This is a genomic window from Parasedimentitalea maritima (genome assembly GCF_005771405.1).
GTDB classification, from domain to species: domain Bacteria; phylum Pseudomonadota; class Alphaproteobacteria; order Rhodobacterales; family Rhodobacteraceae; genus Parasedimentitalea; species Parasedimentitalea maritima.
Genome location: NZ_VAUA01000001.1, coordinates 312,606 through 329,492, shown reverse-complemented (window position 1 = coordinate 329,492; position 16,887 = coordinate 312,606). Strand labels below are relative to the sequence as shown.

The window sequence follows — 16,887 nt, the reverse complement described above, 5'->3', positions numbered from 1 at the left end:
GGCGTCCCGCGGGGCGCCCTTTTGTTTAGGACATATCATGACCAAACTGACCCTGTTCCATACAGCCCATGTTCATGCCGATACGTTCAACACTCTGGCCCCTGATGCCGAGTTGGGCCACACAGTGCGCGAAGACTGGTTGGCGCGGGCGCAAGACGGTATCGACGAGGTTCTGGCGACCGAGATTGCATTGGCGATCCAAGCCGCAGACGGCCCGGTTCTGTGCAGTTGCACCACCATTGGCGAAGTCGCGGAACAGGCTGGCGCGACCCGGATCGATTGGCCAATGATGCAAGAAGCAGCACAAATCGGTGGGCCGGTGCTGATGGCCTATTGTCTCGACAGCACCGCCGAACCGTCCGAAGCGTTATTACGGCGGGCCTTTGGCGAAATGGATCCACAACTGACTTGCCTGAAGCTGGCACAGCACTGGCCGCTGTTTGAGGCTGGTAAGGCTGACGATTTTGCCAGTGCTATTGCAGCTGGCATTGAGGCCGCACTGGAGCAACAACAGTTCAGCTGCGTTGTGCTTGCCCAAGCCTCGATGGCTGGTGCGGCGAAGGTGCTGCAAGCGGTGACAGATGTGCCGATCCTAGCCTCACCAGAAATTGCGGTTCGGTATCTGTTGCCAGAAGGCTGAGAACTGTTTTCAGCCCTCAAGCGTCACAATATGACGCAGGCCTCAACCCGCGTTCTACCTTTCGCAACAACAGCGTAGCCTGTATCGCAAAGTGCGCGATCCTTAGCCTGTCGCCGGGGTTGCACTCCCTACTTTGCAATCATGGAACTCCAAATGTCGCAGGCTAATTCCTTCTTTCAACGCAGACAAAAACAGCTGGCCCTGGTGGCCAGCCTTTATGTGGTCCTCCTGATCCTCTTCCACTGGCAGTTGCCGCCGGTACACGTCTGGCTCATCGCGGCGTTCTTTTCGATCACCATGAACTTCACCTATATGACCGAGGCCTATGCGCGGCGGGAGTATCTGAAACTGGAGGTTCTGGTTGCCTGCGTCCTTATCCTTGCGTCCGTTCTGGGCGCTATGGTTTGGCCCTTGTTCGTCATCGCCGCGATCTTTGGGCATGGTGTCTGGGACATCTTCAAACACTACGGTGCGGGTGTCCCGTTCTTTTCCTGGTACACTCTCAGCTGCTTTACCGTGGACACACTCTATAGCGGCGCACTGCTGGTTTATTGGATGGGATTGTAGAACGCCAAAACGGCGGGCCATGGCACGGGGCCGTGGTCCGGTGCCGCGGGGCTGACCGGTGATGAGGGTGGTTGAACACTAAGTCCTGTTCTGAAGTAAGAAAGGCGGTACCGCCAAAAGCGGAGATGAGAGGGAGATCAATCCCACAAGCTAAACGTTGTCTCTGCCCATCCCCAATCGGGGCTCTGTTCCTGATGCCAGGGGTGCTAGGCCCGGTGGTGATCGCGATCAGTCACGGTTTTGCCACAGGATAGAGAATATCGCGTTACAGAGGCGTACGCCGGGTGCGCAACCCCATGCCTCATTTCGCCCGCCTGTCGCAAAGGTTTCGCAGTGAGTATTTTCAGCAAAAAGAAACATCGGTGTTGCGCGATGTCTTGGGCTTCTTTTTGCTAAAAGTACTCAAATCCCAGAGTTGCCACACTCACGCGCGCAGATCCTTGGGCGACCCCATCACAACATAGGTGGTAATGGCCGTTACATAGGGTGAGGTGCCGAGGATATCGGTGTGAAAGCGTTTGTAGCTGGGCAGGTCCGGACATTCGACTCGCAACAGATATTCAATTGTGCCAGTGATATTGTGACATTCCACCACTTCGGATGCTGCATCCATCGCTTGTTCAAACGCGTGTTGCGCGTGTTTGGTATGATCGCCCAGCCCGACGGCGATATAGGTCACAAACCCCGTCCCCATTGCCTCGCGGTCCAGCACAGCACGGTAGCCGGTGATGATGCCTTTTTGCTCAAGATCCTGCACGCGACGCAGACAGGCCGAAGGGGACAGGCCCACCCTGTCGGCCAGTTCCAGATTGCTGATACGGCCATCCAATGACAGCTCGTGCAATATCTGTTGGTTTATGCGGTCCATTTTCGCCATATATTGCAGAAATACACCAATCACGCCGCAAAACGCAATTACATTTGGTGCATTTATCGCAAACCTTAGCGCATGACTTATGATATATTCCTTGCGCTTGCGCTCTTCGCCTTTGTTTCGTCCATCACGCCGGGACCAAATAACCTCATGCTGATGGCCTCGGGGGCCAACTTTGGTTTTCGCCGCACCATCCCGCATATGCTGGGAGTGGCGCTGGGGTTTGTGTTCATGGTGCTGCTGGTCGGCGCCGGGTTGGTGCAAGTCTTTGACGCCTATCCGGTCAGCTATACGGTGCTGAAAGTCGGATCCGTGATCTATCTGCTGTACCTCGCCTGGAAGATCGCCAACGCGGGGCCTGCCGAGGCGGGTGAAACCAGTGGCAACCCGATGACATTTCTGCAAGCGGCGGCATTTCAGTGGGTGAATCCCAAGGCCTGGGCGATGGCGCTGACCGCCATCAGCGCCTACACGCCAGACCAAACCCTAACCGCGATCTTGCTGGTGGGCGTGGTGTTTGGCGCGGTCAATCTGCCCTCGGTGAGTTCGTGGACCGTGCTGGGCCAGCAAATGGCGCGGGTGCTGACGAACCCACGCCGCCTGACCGCCTTCAACTGGACTATGGCGGTACTGCTTGTGGCCTCGCTATATCCAGTGATCTGGCCCAGCTAAAAGACCTACCTCACAATTTCCTGAACTATGCCCGGCGCCTGCGTCGGGCTTTTTTTCATTTTGGCACAACTGGTTGGCGCAAAATTGTTTTTAGCTTTTCAGGAGCAACACGCCGCGCATCGCTCAGATAAATCTCATGATGTGGCCCGTTAAAGGTCAGCCCCTGCCCCGGCATCAGTTCATCATGCAAATGCGCCAGCGTTGCAGCCTCATTGGCATAGGGGCCAACATGCAGAGTTTGCAGGCAGCGACCCTCTTCCAGCCTGCCGTGATAGACCCGCCCCAAGGTGTCAGCATCCGTTGGCGGGTCTTTCTTCTTGGCCAGCTTGCTTAGCGCTGTTTCACGCACCTGCTCAAGCATATCTGGCAATACATGTTTTGGCAGGCGGATCATAGCAGTCCAGACCCAAGCCGCGCGATCATTGCGCACAAATGCGGTTGGGTCATCCGCCATCCACAGCGCTTCTAACGGGGGCACGGTGAAATCCTGCTCTGCCGCCTTGCATTTGAATTTCACCCCGTAAGCCACCGAATAAAGTGCTGCGATGGCCTTGCCAAAATCCGCCCCCCCGGGATCGCCCTGCCCGTCGACCATCGCATAGGGCATGGAGGGGATCACGAGATCATCCCAGCGCCCGACTTTGCCAGTGTATTCAGGTTTATAGGTGCGTTTAAAGTCAAGTTTTTTGATCATGAGGTCCACTTTAATGGCAAACAGATTTCTGTCAGCAGATCCTCGGGCGCGGTGTCACGCGGCGAGTTCAGCGAGATCTCGTAACAGGGCATATCGGCAGGTTCTTCGCCTGAGTTGGGCAGCCAGTTACCAAACAGGGTTTGATAAGCTTCGGCCAGCCCGGCATATGGTCCCTTGTAAGTCATCACCGCGGTTTTGCCGCCGGGCAGATTGTATTCCTCTAACCCTTCGGGGATCACATCCCCCTGCCAGATCACCCCGGCACGGCTGTTTAGCTTGTCCTCTGGGATGACTTCGGGGTTGTCACAATAGACACCAACAAAGCCACCAACATCGGGCCACAGATTGCGCGAAGTGCAGATTGCGACGAGGTTTTCGAACGCCTTACCGATTTTGTAGTAGGCCCCAACGTGGCGGATCGAGGCGAGACGACGCTTTGGTTCTTGGCGTATGGTAACGGGGTACATTCTGAAATCTCCTGATTTGAGTGTCGACACAGGAGGCAGTGCACGGCCCGCAGCGCGAAACGACGCTGGACGCGCGCCGAACATCTCGGCAAAGGCGCGGGCGAAGCTGGCAGTGTTGGGGTAACCAATATCAGCGGCGATCTGGTCGATTGACCGATCATCGTTCACCAGCCAGATCGAGGCCCGGTGCAGACGGATGCGGCGCACTGCCTGGGCGCAGGTCTCACCCGTCATGGCGCGAAACACCCGGTGCCAGTGAAACCGCGACATGGCTGCAACATCGGCAATGGTATCCAGTGACAGGTCCCCGGCAGGGTTGTCATGGATGTAGCTCAGCACCCGCAGGATCCGGTCTTCGTAACTGTTTGGCATTTAGTCTTACTGCTCCTTAGTCGCCGGAGATGTGCCATGGCGGCAGGTTACAAATCTTGCTGAGTTGAAGCAGACATTCGCTCAGGTTGGTAGCTTTCTCTGCTTCAAATTGGCCAACCGCTTAATCCTAAGCCTGCCAACAGTTGCATCTGACCCGCCCTAGGGTCATATATCGGGAAATTCCGCGCGTGTGAGGCGATATGACCCAGTACCTGAACTTTGAAAAACCCCTGGCCGAAATCGAAGGCAAAGCGGAAGAGCTGCGTGCCCTGGCGCGGGCCAATGAAGAGATGGACATTGAGGCCGAAGCAGAAGCGCTGGATGCCAAAGCAGAACAATTGCTGGTGGACCTGTATAAAGACCTGACCCCATGGCGCAAATGTCAGGTGGCACGCCATCCTGAACGGCCACACTGCAAAGATTACATCAAAGCTCTGTTTACTGAATATACGCCACTGGCCGGCGACCGGAACTTTGCCGATGACCATGCGGTTATGGGTGGCCTAGCGCGGTTCAACGATCAGCCGGTGATGGTGATTGGCCATGAAAAAGGCAGCGACACCAAATCGCGGATCGAGCGCAACTTTGGCATGGCCCGCCCTGAGGGCTATCGCAAAGCCATTCGCCTGTTGCAGATGGCAGACAAATTTGGCCTGCCGGTGATCACACTGGTCGACACCCCCGGTGCCTACCCCGGCAAAGGTGCCGAAGAGCGTGGCCAGTCCGAAGCAATTGCGCGTTCAACTGAGGCCTGCCTGCAAATCGGCGTACCGCTGATTTCGGTGGTGATCGGTGAAGGCGGCTCTGGCGGCGCAGTGGCTTTTGCCACAGCCAACCGTGTGGCGATGCTGGAGCATTCGGTTTATTCCGTAATCTCACCCGAAGGCTGTGCGTCGATTCTGTGGAAAGACGCCGAAAAGATGCGCGAAGCCGCCGAGGCACTACGTCTGACCGCACAGGACCTGCAGGAACTGGGTGTCGCTGACTATGTGGTGAATGAGCCCAATGGCGGCGCCCACCGTGACGCAGAGACCGCTATAGCCGCTGTGGGTGATGCCATTCAGAACCTGCTGGACGAGATGAAAGCCATGGACGGCCCGGCACTGATCAAAGACCGCCAACAGAAGTATCTGGATCTGGGGTCCAAGGGTCTCGCGGCCTAAATCCTCCTGTTTGGTTAGCTATTGAGAAAGCCCCGGCCCTAGAGGTTTGGGGCTTTTTGTATTCATGGACATTTCAACTTGGGTGCACCAACAGTACGCATGACTTGAACGTCACAAATACCCTAGTGCATTATGGTTCAGCTATTGATCCTAATTTGAGTGGAGCAAATAGGGCGGCATGCTCAAGCTTGATCGTATCGATTTCCAAATCCTTAGAGTTCTGTCCAACAATGGGCGGATCACCAAGGCTGCTTTGGCTGAACAAGTTGGCCTGTCACCGTCGCCATGCTGGGAACGTCTGCGGCGGCTAGAAAAATCCGGCCTGATCTCGGGATATCGGGCAGAGATAAATCTGCGGAAAATACCCGGGGCCGTGACCGTATTTGTAACGGTAGAGTTGGATTCCCATGCCGTGGCCCGGTTCCAATCCTTTGAACGCACCATCGGCGACCATCCGGAAATCACCGGATGCTGGGCAATTGGTGGCGGCTATGATTATCTCATTCAAGTCGTCGCACCTACCATTGAAGCCTATCAGGATCTGATTGAATCCGTGCTGGAAGCCTCTGGTGATATTGCGCGCTATTACTCCTATGTCGTGACAAAAACCGTTCGCCAGCCAGGGCCACCACTACACCTATTTACCGGCACTTCAGGCGAATAAGCTGCCAAATGGCGATTCGACGGTTGTTTCATCTGAATTGACAGGCATTTTCGGCCTCATCATCTGTTGCAAGCGCCTAAGCTCCCCGAAAAATAAGGGGTTTTGCCATGTTGGCCACGATGGAAAATACGCAGGCGGTATCGCTGAAACAAATGCCTTTGGTGAAAACCGGGGGCTATATTGGGGGGATCTGGCATCAGGCCAAAGCCACGTTTAGGGTCACGGATCCGGCAACCGGAGATGAGATCGCTGAGGTGTCCGCGATGGATGCGAATGCGGCCACGGATGCTGTTCGGATCGCCCAGGATGCGTTTGGCCCTTGGGCAGCACTTTTACCGCAACAACGCGCTTTGGTTCTAAAGAAATGGCACGCAAAGATCATAGAAAACCGGGAGGAACTGGCCTGGATCATGGTTGCGGAACAGGGCAAGCCCATTTCAGAGGCCCGTGGTGAAATTGATTATGCGGCCAGTTTTGTTGAGTTTTATGCAGAAGAGGCCAAGCGCACCAATGTCGAAGGGATCACCAGTCATCTCGTCAATGCCGAGGTTGAACTCTGGCGCGAACCCATTGGTGTTGTGGCGCTGATCACGCCATGGAATTTTCCTTCGGCAATGCTAACACGCAAAGCTGCCGCAGCTTTGGCCGCTGGTTGTACAATTGTTGCACATCCTTCTGCTGAGACACCATTGTCCGCCCTCGCATTGGCCCAACTGGCTGATGACGCAGGCGTACCCGCAGGTGTGTTCAACGTGTTGCCGGGAGACGCAAAAACCATTGTCACCCCTTGGTGTGACGACACCCGTGTGCGGGCTTTGTCGTTCACGGGGTCAACCGAAGTGGGCCGCCTGCTGTATCGTCAATGTGCCAATACGGTTAAGCGGCTGGTGTTGGAACTTGGCGGCCATGCGCCGTTCATCGTCTTTGAGGATGCAGATCTGGACCGCGCCGTTTCCGAGGCAATAAACGCAAAATTCGCAACCAGTGGCCAGGATTGCCTTGGCGCGAACCGGATGTTTATCGCCCGGGCAATCTATGATGAATTTTGCGAGCGGTTCACGCGGGCAGTCCGTCAGCTGACGGTCGGGGCGGGAAAAGATGATCCAGATATCGGTCCTCTGATGCATGACCGCTTGGTCCAAAAACAGGCTGAGCAAGTTGCTGATGCTGTGTCGAAGGGCGCGCGGCTAACTCTGGGAGGTAAGGTGCACAGCGCCGGGCCGCTGTTCTTTGAACCGACGGTCCTTGTTGATGTGCCCAGCACCGCAGAAATCATGCGCGACGAGACATTTGGCCCGGTTGCTGCATTGACGCCATTTGACACCGAGGACGAAGTCATTGCTCGGGCAAATGACACTGAATACGGCCTTGTGGCTTATGTTCATACGCAGGACCCCAAGCGCATCTATCGGATGTCCAGATCGCTTGAATTTGGCATGGTCGCGATCAACCGCACGTCAGTGACTGGCCCGCCGATTCCGTTTGGTGGCGTGAAACAATCTGGACTTGGTCGCGAGGGGGCACGCCATGGTTTGGAGGAGTTTACCGAGCTTAAATATGTGTGTCGCGACTGGAGTTGAGAGGCTAAAAAACAGCATAGGCAAATAATTGAATTATCGGGTGGTAACGCGGCCGGCTTGCCAATCCACCTGGTAAATTCCCCCATTGGGCTGCTGGAGAAACCTTGCGCTGGGGTGATCTGTTGCGCAAAGAATCGCTCGTGTCAGTTTTTTAGGAGCAAACTGAGGCCAAATTTGCTATTATGACGGGGTCATGTTTCCGGGTTCCTCAAAAAAGAAGAAGGGCGGCGCATCAATTGCGTTCCCTGATGTGTGCAAAGTCCCGGCCCCACCAGCCCCATTTGTGCCGGTTCCTTTCCCCAACATCCAGATTGCATCGTCAAACTTCAAAAGTGCGTCGGTCAAGATTGAGAAATTCAAGACAAATTTCAAAAAGACGAAGGGCGACGAGGCCGGAACCGCAAAAGGTGTAACAGCATCGATCGCCAAGATGGCGACCATTTTTGCGAGGCATTCCGTCACGGTTAAGGCCACTGGGAAGAAGGCATCAAAACTGATGTTCCCGAATCAAGCGGCCAAGGTTTTTCAACAGGCGCAGAAACAACAAAAGACCTTCGAAAGTCAGCTTAAGAAGGAATGCAGCAAGCTGCTGAAGGCCTGTAAGGATGACAAAGATCAGCAGAAACTAGCAAAAACGCTCATATCAATGGTTGGAAGTGCCGCACGCGGTCATCCCGTGTAGCAATCTGCGCAGCGCAGTGGTTCTTATGATCAAAAACCGGTGGCTCAATTGATGGTCCCCTGTCTTGCCGCGTCCGAAGCATCGGGTTTCATTTTTCTCACAAAGAGATCAGACCACGAGACATGGCCAGTGCCAGCGCGTGTTCGCGGGTGTTCGCGCCCAGAGATTTTCGAGCCTTGGCAAAGTGTTGCGACACGGCCGTCTCACTAATGCCAAGTGTTTCAGCAATGCGAGAAGTCATCATGCCTTCGGCCAAAAGGCTTAGAACTTCTCTTTGTCGAGTGGACAAAGGAGGGCGCTGCTTTGTGTGATAAGTTAGATCGTGTGGGATCACTTCCGGGGATAGGGTAGATGCTAGCAATGCCGCTAAAAGGTCTTTGCTAGCCATATCGGACTGCACTTGATCAGGGCGTTCATCTTCGAAGGCCAAGGAGACAAACCGCCCGAACCCGCCACTTTCGCCAAACCGGCTACAGTGCAGAGTTTCATACCCTACACTTTTCAATCCATGGTTTATTGCCCAGACCTTACGGTTTTCCATTTCGCTTTTTCGGGCTTGCCCGCAGTGCAGCAGTATGCGTCCGGGCCCTCGCGAAAGACCTTCGACCAGAGGATCATGAGATAGGTAGTCTTCGCCCAGATATTCCTCCATCCAACTCGCGGGCATATTTGTCGAAATCCAGGCGACTTCCTTTAGCGACGCTTCGACCTCAGCCACCAAAATGCTTTTGACACCCATCTGGTCGGCAATTCTCTCTGCTGCCAGCCAGCGTGAATTATTCTGGTCAGCACTAAGGAGGGCGTTCAAACTATCAATCAGCTCGTTTTTCTTCATTGACCGAACCCAACCTGACGCAACAATTTACCAGCATTTGATTGAATCGAATAAAACCCGGCGGGTGCAACCCCTTGGCGACTCAATCACCGATCAGCAGTACAACTATCAATGTTGATAGTTGCGTAGTTATCAATAATTTATCAAGAATTAAAACGTGCTGATCTGAATTGACAGCATCCGGGTTGCCGTCAGAAAACAATTTTTTGATGAGTGAACCTTTATTGGTCGCGTGATGCAAGACTATCTTGTTCACCTGGCTGGACGTTTGGGAAACCAAATGTCTGTGTAATTTGTTTGGGGCTTTTCGGTGCCTATAGCGAAGCAATATTACTGTCGGTAGCCCGGTTCCTTTACTCACATGATTGTCGATTGCCGAAACTAGTCATTCCCTTGGGGGCTTCGACTGTAGAACAAACATTTGACTGACTTTCTCAGCCCCTACCCCGCCAGCATCCGCAGCCCCTGGGTCACGTCTGACCGAACTGCCAGACGCAGGCCCGGCTCATCCCCAGCTTTGAGCGCGGCGATGATGAGTTTGTGATTGTGTGGTGGTTCAGTCCGGCGCAGGCGACCGTATAAGGCGCGCATGGTGGGGCCCAGCTGCAGCCAGACAGTTTCGGCCATCGCCAGCATCGCCGGGGCCTGAGCGCGCAGATACAGAGCGCGGTGGAATTCCAGATTGGAGCGAATATAACCCACTGCATCGCGTTTCGAAATCATTTCAGCCACAGTCATATTGATGTTCTGCAACCTGTCGATCAGCGCCATATGGGCCCGTGGCAGGGCCCTGCTGGCCAGCTCCACTTCTAGCAGGGCGCGCAGGGCAGCCAGCTCCTCAATCCGCTCATTGCTGAGTTCAGGCGTCGATACCCGCCCCGAAGAAGACAGGAACAATGCGCCTTCGGCCACCAGCCGTCGCACAGATTCGCGGGCGGGGGTCATCGAGACTTCAAATTCCCGGCCAATACCCCGTAAGGTCAGCGCCTGCCCCGGTGCGATTTCTCCATGCATGATCCGGGTTCGCAGCGTGCGATAAACCCGTTCGTGGGCCGAGGTCGAGATTTCGGAGGGGCGCGGAGAAACCATCATGCGTCTTTGTGATCACATAGACACCTGACGTCAACACCTTGGGGTCAAGGATTGCCGTTTAACCCCGCCAGCCGAAGTCCGGTCAGAATTCTCTGTGCAGCTGCGGGATCCGAATAGGGAACAAGATCCGTAACTTCGCTCAGCCCAAGATTTCGGTCGCGTTCTGTAAGGATCCGAAGCTCGGCGGCCGCATCATCGAACGCACCGTCATTGGCCAGTGCTGCAACCCGAAACAAACGTGCCCTCTGCGTACTGGGATCCATTGCGATAGCTTGGTCGGCAGCAGTCAACGCAGCCTCATCCTTGCCAACAAGAAACAACAGCTCGGCCTCAATTGCATGATAAAATGCCGGCGCCAGAGGATTTAACTGGTTGGCTGTCTTTAGCGCCTCAGTCGCCTGTTCCTGTTCCCCCCGGAAAGTCAGAACCCAGGCAAGCGTCGCGTAGCCATCCGCATAGTTTGGGTATGTTGCCACCATATCCTGCGCCTGTGCCAAAGCGGTCTCTCCCTCATCATCATTCAAAGCTGCAACGATGGCGACCTGTTGCTCCTGTCGACTGAACGGGGGGCTGCTCAGCATAAGCTGTGCTTCAGTGATACGCTGTTGTTGGCCTGACAACGCACCAGAAAACAAATCCATATGGGCCATCGCCAGCAATCCGCGGGCCTCTCCCATCGCTGGATCCAACACCAATGCATTTTGCAACGCCTGCTTGGCCTCAATCTGGTTGTCTGCCCACAGGTAGCTACGCGCCTGTATCAAATGTTTATAAGCGTTGGCGTTTTGGGTGGTGGGTATCGGCACCCCAGACGATGCGTCATTGTTGGGGGACGGGAGATTCTTCAGCAAATCCCGAACCACCGCCGCCTGCAGTGACAGCATGTCCTGCTGCGGTTGGGCTGGAAGCCTGAGGTAGTCCTGTTGAGAGCCGCTTAGGTCCAGAATATCAAGAGCAACCCCCAATCCGGTCCGGCCTTCGACCCTGCCACTTATCACAAAGTCTGCACCAAGCTGCGCTGCAATGCTTTGGTCCGAAATTTCTGGCCGCGCAAAACTGCTGTGTGGCGCTATCACCACCAGATCAGGCCTTTGGGCCAATTCAGCAATCACCCCTTCGGCCAAGCCCACCGCCAGACCAGTATCCTGACTGTCGGTAAAAGCCCGGACGACAATCCGCGAGGGTCCGAGCTCAACCTGCGTTGCTGCGCTCTCCGCGGTCGGATTACCCCATGGTGCCAAGCTGGGGAGCAACCAGGCACCTAAAACAGCCGCTAAAACAAGCACCGCAGAGGAGGCCCAGATCAAAGGGCGCTGAACCAAAGTGGCCTGAGCTGACTTAGCCACTTTGGGGGGGAGAGTCTTTGGTATAGAGGTCAGTTCTTGTCCCAGAAGGTAGACCTGAACAGGGTCTGGAATGTTTTTGACCGTATGGGTGCCAAAGTCTTCAAACGCATAGGGTATTTTGTTGCGCACCTGTTCATGAGCAGAAGCTGACAACGCCACCCCACCAGGAGGGGCCAGTGCTTCGATACGTGAGGCCACATTGACGCCATCGCCGTAAATATCACGCTCAGCAATCATCACCTCGCCTAGGTTGAGACCGATACGAAGCTTGAGCCGCTTGGAGGCGGCCACATTGTTTACCCGTCGCTGAATTACCGCGGCGGCCTCAACTGCGGAAATGACGCTGGGGAACACCGCCAGAACCCCATCCCCCATCAGCTTTATTACCCGCCCGTCATGGCGTTCAATTTCGGGTGCAATCACGGTTTTCTGCTGATCCAGAATACGTTCCAGCGTGCCTGCTTCATCTTCGGCCATCATGCGGCTGAATTCGAAGACATCCGCGACAAAAATGGCGGCAAGGCGCCGTTTCGGTTTGAGGGTCACATTGGGCCTCTGGCAAGGGACTGGGCAAAAAACGTGAGTGCTAATAAGCAATTGTTAGCTGATACGGCACGTTCCGCCAAGTCTGCAGGGATGTTTGACCGACTGATCATTGAGCTCGTAAGCTCCAATACAACGTCAAAACCTAATCAAACCGGTAGCGGTGCAGACTGCCCCCCTGAGTTTTCAGCCAGTTACGGGGGGCCTGGTACGCGCCATACAGGGCTTCGACCTGCGCCCAGAACGCGGCCGAGTGGTTCATTTCAGCAAGATGTGCAACCTCATGCGCAGCGACATAGGTCAGCACATCAGGGGGCGCAAGGATCAGCCGCCACGAATACATCAATGCCCCATCGGAGGAACACGACCCCCAGCGCGAACGGGTGTCACGCAGTGTGATGCGGTTATAAGATCGCCCCAATGCAGCGGCGTAATGATCTGAGGCCTCTGCCAGTCTGTCCCGGGCCAGTTCACGCAGAAACCGCTGCAACGCGCGCCCTGTCCATTTTGCTGGCACTTCGATCTCGTCATCCAGCAACTTGAACCGTTTGTTGTTGCTGATAACGATTTGGCGATCGCGCCCGTCAATCGGCAGACTAGCGCCAGCTTGCGCAATCACTACATCTGAGTGTTTCGCCAGATGCGTTCTGATCCAGTCTTCCTTTTCAGCCGCGAACTCCAGCGCTTCGCTTTCATGCAGCCGTTTTGGCAAAGTCAGAGTCACCCGTCCATCCAGCGCCGAAATGCGCAGGCTAATCCTACGTGCCCGCGCTGAGCGGCGCAAAACCAGGGGAACCGGAGGGCTTCCGGGCAGGTGATGTTCGGCCATACGCGCCCCTCATAAGACTAAAGGCTTTGACAGTTCCTACCTCATATGGCACGTCACCGGAATCGTCGATACGACTCATGCATTAATCAAGGGGATACACATGCCCAAGGAAGAATGGGGTGTAAAGCGCATCTGCCCAACCACCGGCAAGCGCTTTTACGACCTGAACAAGTCTCCCATCATCAGCCCCTACACGGGCGAAGCGGTGGAACTGGCAACCGGCAAAAGCCGGATGATGGCTGCAGATGAAGAAGATGCGGTGACTAAGAAGGCAAATGAAAGCACCGAATCGGAAGATGTGGTTCTGGAAGATGACGACACATCTGACATCGATTTAGGTGATGATGTACTGGATGATGACGACGAAGAGGATACTGTTCCTCTCGAAGAAATCGCCGATGTCGCCGCAAATGACGACGATTCCTGATCGTTCCACAACGAATTAGGGCGTGCTTTTCGACCCGTTGGGCTGATTTTCAGCGGCTCGGAAAAAAGCTTAGATGATGGCGCATTTTCCGCTTGCGGAGTGCGCCATCGTCCCTTAAATCAGCCACACACCGCGAGACGGCAACGTCGAACGGAACAGGTTGGGGCCTTAGCTCAGCTGGGAGAGCGCCTCGCTGGCAGCGAGGAGGTCAGGAGTTCGATCCTCCTAGGCTCCACCAACCACCCTATCAAGCGACGTAGAGATACCATGCACCTATGAGGTTCGTGTCCCATGCAGTATCGCGCTTTTGCGCAGTAAACCCTGCACGGATGGCCTTTCGATTTACATTGCCCAGAGCCAGTAATACTCTGGGAAAATGGTAACGATACATATTGTTGATGCATTTACTGACACTCCGGAAACAGGAAACCGCGCAGGCGTTGTTCTTGATGCGGGCGCGCTGAATGCAACTGAAATGCAGGACATTGCGGCTTTTGCAGGGTTTTCCGAAACCGCATTTGTTTTGCCTGCGCAGGGGCCGGATCACGATTTGCAGGTCCGCTACTTCACCCCGCAGATTGAAGTGCCGATTTGTGGGCACGCCACTATTGCGACCCACTTTCTAAGGGCTTCGGTTTCGGGCGACTCGCCCTACCCACTGAATGTACTCACCGGGGCCGGAATACTACCAGTTGAAGTCAGCAAGAACGATCAAGGGTTCCGAGTCTCGATGACCCAAGGGGCGGTCGAATATGGGCCACTTCTGGACACAGAGGAGTTGGACCTGCTTGCTGCTGCATTGGGCTTAGAGCACTCTGATTTTGCCGACGGGTTACCAGCACAAATTGTTTCAACCGGACATTCCAAGGTTATCATTCCAATCCAGTCGCGTGATGTTCTGGATGGGCTGAAACCAGATGCGGAACTGCTGACATCGTTGAGCAAAAAGATTGGCTGCAACGGGTTCTTTCCGGTGGTGCTGGATCGGTCTGGCGGCGCGCTAGAGACCTATGGCCGGATGTTCGCCCCTGCAATTGGCATTTCAGAAGACCCGGTGACGGGCAATGCAAACGGTCCAACCGGTGCCTATTTGGTGAAGCACGGCATCATTCAACTCTCTGATAGCTTTAGCTATCCAGGGCACCAGGGCCACAAGATGGGTAAACCCGGAACCGTTTTTGTGACGCTTTCCCTGGAGAGGGAAGACCTGATCGTGCAGATCGCCGGCCGGGCCATTCGCGTCGGGGAATTAAGTTATCCCCCTAACGCAGAACAGCCGCACTAAGCTTACGGGAGTGACTTTCCTATCGCCAGCTCCAGCTTGTCCACCACCTCGATGATCTGCTCATCGGTGATGATAAATGGCGGGGCCAACAAGATATGGTCGCCGTTGACGCCATCGCGGGTGCCAGACATCGGGTAGCAGATCAGTCCCGCCTCAAATGCAGCCTTTTTGATTTTCTTGGCCAGCCCAAGTGAAGGCGCAAAGGGGGTTTTGGTTTCGCGATCCGCGACCAGTTCGATCCCACGGAACAAGCCACGGCCACGAATATCTCCCACATGAGGGTGCTGACCAAAGCGTTCGACCAGGGCCGCCTGCAGTTTTTCACCCATCTCACCGCAACGCTGCACTAAACCGCGATCCAGCATTCCGCGCACCACCGCCAATGCGGCGGCTGTGGCGACTGGGTGGCCGATATAGGTGTGGCCGTGCTGGAAAAAGCCGCTGCCTGCCTCGATGGCCTGATAGATCTGCTTAGAACAGAGCATCGCACCGATGGGCTGATAGCCAGCGCCCAGCCCTTTGGCGATACACAGGATATCGGGCGCCACATCATCTGCGTCACAGGCGAACAGATGACCGGTACGACCCATGCCACACATGACCTCGTCCAGAATCAGCAAGACGCCATACTGATCACAGATTTCGCGGACCCGTTTGAAGTAGCCCTCAACCGGTGGCACAGCACCCGATGTGGCCCCAACCACAGGTTCAGCCATAAAGGCCATTACCGTTTCAGGACCAAGGCGCAGGATTTCGGCTTCCAGTTCGTTGGCGACACGCTGGCCGTAGTCATAGGGCGTTTCACCCTCGGAGCGCTCGGCGTATTCATAACAAGGCGCAATGTGAGAGATGTCGATCAGCAGTGGCGCAAACTGCGTGCGGCGCCATTCATTGCCGCCTGCGGCCAGCGCCCCCAGCGTGTTGCCATGGTAGCTTTGACGTCGGGCAATCACATGGCGGCGCTCTGTCTCGCCCTTTTCCAAATAGTATTGCCGCGCCAGTTTGATCGCCGATTCGGTAGCTTCGGAGCCGCCGGAAACAAAATAGACCCGATCCAGATCTCCCGGTGCATTGGCAATCAACAGATCTGCCAGCTCTTCGGCGGGATCTGAGGTCAGGAAACTGGTGTGGGCAAAAGCAAGCTTGCCAACCTGATCCTGCACCGCCTTGATCACATCAGCGTCTGAATGCCCAAGGCAGGACACAGCCGCACCGCCGGAGCCGTCAAAATACCGTTTGCCATCCGCATCAATCAGATAGCAGCCATCACCGGCCACTGCCGTGGGCAGTTGTGCTTTGGTGTGGCGGGGAAAAACATGGCTCATTGTTAACTCTCCTTCAGAGTATGGCCAGCCGCAGTGGCGGCGGTGATCAGGGCAGCAACCGAGGCTGCATTGTCAGGCAACAGATCCCCGTTGGGGGTCTCTATGTTGTTTTCAAATCCAATGCGGACATCGCCGCCTGCCGCGATGGCGGCTAGCAAACAGGCCTGCTCATGTCGGCCAAATGCGCAAACGGTCCAGTTCAGGTTTAAATTATCTGTGGCGGCAAGAAACGGTTGCAGATCCTGCGGCTGTGCCAATACCTCGGGCACGTACTGGCCCAGCACAAAAATCACATCGCGCATTGTGTTCGGCACCGTGCCATCCGCATACCAGCTTCGCAATTGTTCCACACAAGACGGCCCGTACAAAATATGCTGTACCTGAGTTCCCACCTCAGCACACAGCGCATAGGCCTGCGCCGCCATGTCCGGGTCCCGCGCCATTTCCCGCAGCGCAATGGAGGCAGAGACAGGGCGCAGGGCCTTTAGGCAGTCAAGCTGCTCGGCCACGTTGAACAATCCAGCACTCTCAGTGGTGATTTGTATCGCCAGCCCCGGCGCCGCATCAGCAACTGCCGCCATTGCATCGTGATAAGTTTCGGCATCCAGAGTATGGGCGCCAGCTGCGTCCCGTACGTGGAGGTGAATACCGTGCGCACCAGCCGCCTTGCAGGCAACTGCGGTTGCGACAATCTGATCCTGCGTCACAGGCAGTTCCGGGTGATCATCCCGCCCCCGTCGTGCCCCATTGGGGGCAACAGTGAGAGTATATTCAGCCATCATTCTTCTCCAAGCTGGCTTTTACCCGCAGGCAAGCTGCAAGTGCGCAAA

General features: G+C 55.5%; 18 protein-coding genes and 1 tRNA gene. 10 read left to right on the top strand and 9 right to left on the bottom strand.

Going from position 1 to position 16,887, the window contains the following annotated elements; all coding sequences use genetic code 11:
* Window positions 1-37 precede the first annotated feature (37 nt).
* On the top strand, window positions 38-640 hold the full coding sequence (locus tag FEE96_RS01610) for a hypothetical protein (protein WP_138161243.1): 603 nt from the start codon (window positions 38-40) through the stop codon (window positions 638-640).
* Between the two features lie 153 nt (window positions 641-793).
* Window positions 794-1,207: a hypothetical protein gene (locus FEE96_RS01605; protein WP_138161242.1), complete on the top strand. Its 414-nt coding sequence runs from the start codon at window positions 794-796 to the stop codon at window positions 1,205-1,207.
* A gap of 424 nt (window positions 1,208-1,631) precedes the next feature.
* Here FEE96_RS01605 and FEE96_RS01600 read toward each other — a convergent pair whose 3' ends face one another.
* A complete protein-coding gene (locus FEE96_RS01600) occupies window positions 1,632-2,084 on the bottom strand; it encodes an Lrp/AsnC family transcriptional regulator (protein ID WP_138161648.1) in 453 nt (150 codons plus the stop codon).
* Between the two features lie 72 nt (window positions 2,085-2,156).
* Here FEE96_RS01600 and FEE96_RS01595 point away from each other — a divergent pair, with 72 nt between their 5' ends.
* Window positions 2,157-2,753: a LysE family translocator gene (locus tag FEE96_RS01595; RefSeq protein WP_138161241.1), complete on the top strand. Its 597-nt coding sequence runs from the start codon at window positions 2,157-2,159 to the stop codon at window positions 2,751-2,753.
* Between the two features lie 55 nt (window positions 2,754-2,808).
* On the opposite strand, the gene FEE96_RS01590 is transcribed toward FEE96_RS01595, so the two are convergent.
* On the bottom strand, window positions 2,809-3,447 hold the full coding sequence (locus tag FEE96_RS01590) for a GyrI-like domain-containing protein (RefSeq protein WP_212744723.1): 639 nt from the start codon (window positions 3,445-3,447) through the stop codon (window positions 2,809-2,811).
* Window positions 3,444-4,286 carry an AraC family transcriptional regulator gene (locus FEE96_RS01585; RefSeq protein WP_138161240.1) on the bottom strand — a complete coding sequence of 281 codons (843 nt, stop codon included), beginning with the start codon at window positions 4,284-4,286 and terminating at the stop codon, window positions 3,444-3,446. Before FEE96_RS01585 ends, FEE96_RS01590 begins: the two co-directional genes overlap by 4 nt.
* Before the next feature lie 200 nt (window positions 4,287-4,486).
* Between FEE96_RS01585 and FEE96_RS01580 the strand changes: the two genes are divergently transcribed.
* The 4 genes from FEE96_RS01580 to FEE96_RS01565 all read left to right on the top strand — a co-directional run bounded on the left by FEE96_RS01580 (window position 4,487) and on the right by FEE96_RS01565 (window position 8,375).
* Complete coding sequence (locus FEE96_RS01580) at window positions 4,487-5,449, top strand: acetyl-CoA carboxylase carboxyltransferase subunit alpha (protein ID WP_138161239.1); 963 nt, start codon at window positions 4,487-4,489, stop codon at window positions 5,447-5,449.
* 178 nt (window positions 5,450-5,627) lie between these two features.
* A complete protein-coding gene (locus FEE96_RS01575; protein ID WP_138161238.1) occupies window positions 5,628-6,113 on the top strand; it encodes an Lrp/AsnC family transcriptional regulator in 486 nt (161 codons plus the stop codon).
* A 107-nt stretch (window positions 6,114-6,220) separates the two neighbouring features.
* A complete protein-coding gene (locus tag FEE96_RS01570; RefSeq protein WP_138161237.1) occupies window positions 6,221-7,693 on the top strand; it encodes an NAD-dependent succinate-semialdehyde dehydrogenase in 1,473 nt (490 codons plus the stop codon).
* Between the two features lie 193 nt (window positions 7,694-7,886).
* A complete protein-coding gene (locus FEE96_RS01565; RefSeq protein WP_138161236.1) occupies window positions 7,887-8,375 on the top strand; it encodes a PAAR-like domain-containing protein in 489 nt (162 codons plus the stop codon).
* Between the two features lie 97 nt (window positions 8,376-8,472).
* Here the strand turns inward: FEE96_RS01565 and FEE96_RS01560 are convergent, their stop codons facing one another.
* The 4 genes from FEE96_RS01560 to FEE96_RS01545 all read right to left on the bottom strand — a co-directional run bounded on the left by FEE96_RS01560 (window position 8,473) and on the right by FEE96_RS01545 (window position 13,020).
* Entirely contained in the window at window positions 8,473-9,210 is a 738-nt protein-coding gene (locus FEE96_RS01560) for a helix-turn-helix transcriptional regulator (RefSeq protein ID WP_138161235.1), read from the bottom strand.
* A 441-nt stretch (window positions 9,211-9,651) separates the two neighbouring features.
* Window positions 9,652-10,299, bottom strand: a complete 648-nt coding sequence (locus tag FEE96_RS01555) for a GntR family transcriptional regulator (RefSeq protein ID WP_425467294.1) — start codon at window positions 10,297-10,299, stop codon at window positions 9,652-9,654.
* A gap of 47 nt (window positions 10,300-10,346) precedes the next feature.
* Window positions 10,347-12,194 (bottom strand): adenylate/guanylate cyclase domain-containing protein, encoded by a 1,848-nt coding sequence (locus FEE96_RS01550; protein WP_138161233.1) that lies wholly within the window; start codon window positions 12,192-12,194, stop codon window positions 10,347-10,349.
* A 142-nt stretch (window positions 12,195-12,336) separates the two neighbouring features.
* Window positions 12,337-13,020: a M48 family metallopeptidase gene (locus FEE96_RS01545; RefSeq protein WP_138161232.1), complete on the bottom strand. Its 684-nt coding sequence runs from the start codon at window positions 13,018-13,020 to the stop codon at window positions 12,337-12,339.
* Window positions 13,021-13,120: 100 nt separating this feature from the next.
* Between FEE96_RS01545 and FEE96_RS01540 the strand changes: the two genes are divergently transcribed.
* From FEE96_RS01540 to FEE96_RS01530, 3 genes are all read left to right on the top strand, one after another.
* Window positions 13,121-13,447 carry a TIGR02300 family protein gene (locus FEE96_RS01540; RefSeq protein ID WP_138161231.1) on the top strand — a complete coding sequence of 109 codons (327 nt, stop codon included), beginning with the start codon at window positions 13,121-13,123 and terminating at the stop codon, window positions 13,445-13,447.
* Window positions 13,448-13,609: 162 nt separating this feature from the next.
* Window positions 13,610-13,685, top strand: a tRNA-Ala gene (locus FEE96_RS01535).
* 138 nt (window positions 13,686-13,823) lie between these two features.
* A complete protein-coding gene (locus FEE96_RS01530) occupies window positions 13,824-14,732 on the top strand; it encodes a PhzF family phenazine biosynthesis isomerase (protein ID WP_138161230.1) in 909 nt (302 codons plus the stop codon).
* A 2-nt stretch (window positions 14,733-14,734) separates the two neighbouring features.
* Here FEE96_RS01530 and FEE96_RS01525 read toward each other — a convergent pair whose 3' ends face one another.
* Complete coding sequence (locus tag FEE96_RS01525) at window positions 14,735-16,057, bottom strand: aspartate aminotransferase family protein (protein WP_138161229.1); 1,323 nt, start codon at window positions 16,055-16,057, stop codon at window positions 14,735-14,737.
* Window positions 16,058-16,059: 2 nt separating this feature from the next.
* The gene (locus FEE96_RS01520) at window positions 16,060-16,836 is read right to left on the bottom strand and encodes a beta-keto acid cleavage family enzyme (protein WP_138161228.1); all 777 of its coding nucleotides are present in this window, start codon (window positions 16,834-16,836) and stop codon (window positions 16,060-16,062) included.
* Window positions 16,837-16,887 lie beyond the last annotated feature (51 nt).

Bases quoted from the DNA above. Each gene is read 5' to 3' on its own strand.
- FEE96_RS01610 (WP_138161243.1), top strand. From the start codon at position 38: ATGACCAAACTGACCCTGTTCCATACAGCCCATGTTCATGCCGATACG.
- FEE96_RS01605 (WP_138161242.1), top strand. From the start codon at position 794: ATGTCGCAGGCTAATTCCTTCTTTCAACGCAGACAAAAACAGCTGGCC.
- FEE96_RS01600 (WP_138161648.1), bottom strand. From the start codon at position 2,084: ATGGCGAAAATGGACCGCATAAACCAACAGATATTGCACGAGCTGTCA.
- FEE96_RS01595 (WP_138161241.1), top strand. From the start codon at position 2,157: ATGACTTATGATATATTCCTTGCGCTTGCGCTCTTCGCCTTTGTTTCG.
- FEE96_RS01590 (WP_212744723.1), bottom strand. From the start codon at position 3,447: ATGATCAAAAAACTTGACTTTAAACGCACCTATAAACCTGAATACACT.
- FEE96_RS01585 (WP_138161240.1), bottom strand. From the start codon at position 4,286: ATGCCAAACAGTTACGAAGACCGGATCCTGCGGGTGCTGAGCTACATC.
- FEE96_RS01580 (WP_138161239.1), top strand. From the start codon at position 4,487: ATGACCCAGTACCTGAACTTTGAAAAACCCCTGGCCGAAATCGAAGGC.
- FEE96_RS01575 (WP_138161238.1), top strand. From the start codon at position 5,628: ATGCTCAAGCTTGATCGTATCGATTTCCAAATCCTTAGAGTTCTGTCC.
- FEE96_RS01570 (WP_138161237.1), top strand. From the start codon at position 6,221: ATGTTGGCCACGATGGAAAATACGCAGGCGGTATCGCTGAAACAAATG.
- FEE96_RS01565 (WP_138161236.1), top strand. From the start codon at position 7,887: ATGTTTCCGGGTTCCTCAAAAAAGAAGAAGGGCGGCGCATCAATTGCG.
- FEE96_RS01560 (WP_138161235.1), bottom strand. From the start codon at position 9,210: ATGAAGAAAAACGAGCTGATTGATAGTTTGAACGCCCTCCTTAGTGCT.
- FEE96_RS01555 (WP_425467294.1), bottom strand. From the start codon at position 10,299: ATGGTTTCTCCGCGCCCCTCCGAAATCTCGACCTCGGCCCACGAACGG.
- FEE96_RS01545 (WP_138161232.1), bottom strand. From the start codon at position 13,020: ATGGCCGAACATCACCTGCCCGGAAGCCCTCCGGTTCCCCTGGTTTTG.
- FEE96_RS01540 (WP_138161231.1), top strand. From the start codon at position 13,121: ATGCCCAAGGAAGAATGGGGTGTAAAGCGCATCTGCCCAACCACCGGC.
- FEE96_RS01530 (WP_138161230.1), top strand. From the start codon at position 13,824: ATGGTAACGATACATATTGTTGATGCATTTACTGACACTCCGGAAACA.
- FEE96_RS01525 (WP_138161229.1), bottom strand. From the start codon at position 16,057: ATGAGCCATGTTTTTCCCCGCCACACCAAAGCACAACTGCCCACGGCA.
- FEE96_RS01520 (WP_138161228.1), bottom strand. From the start codon at position 16,836: ATGGCTGAATATACTCTCACTGTTGCCCCCAATGGGGCACGACGGGGG.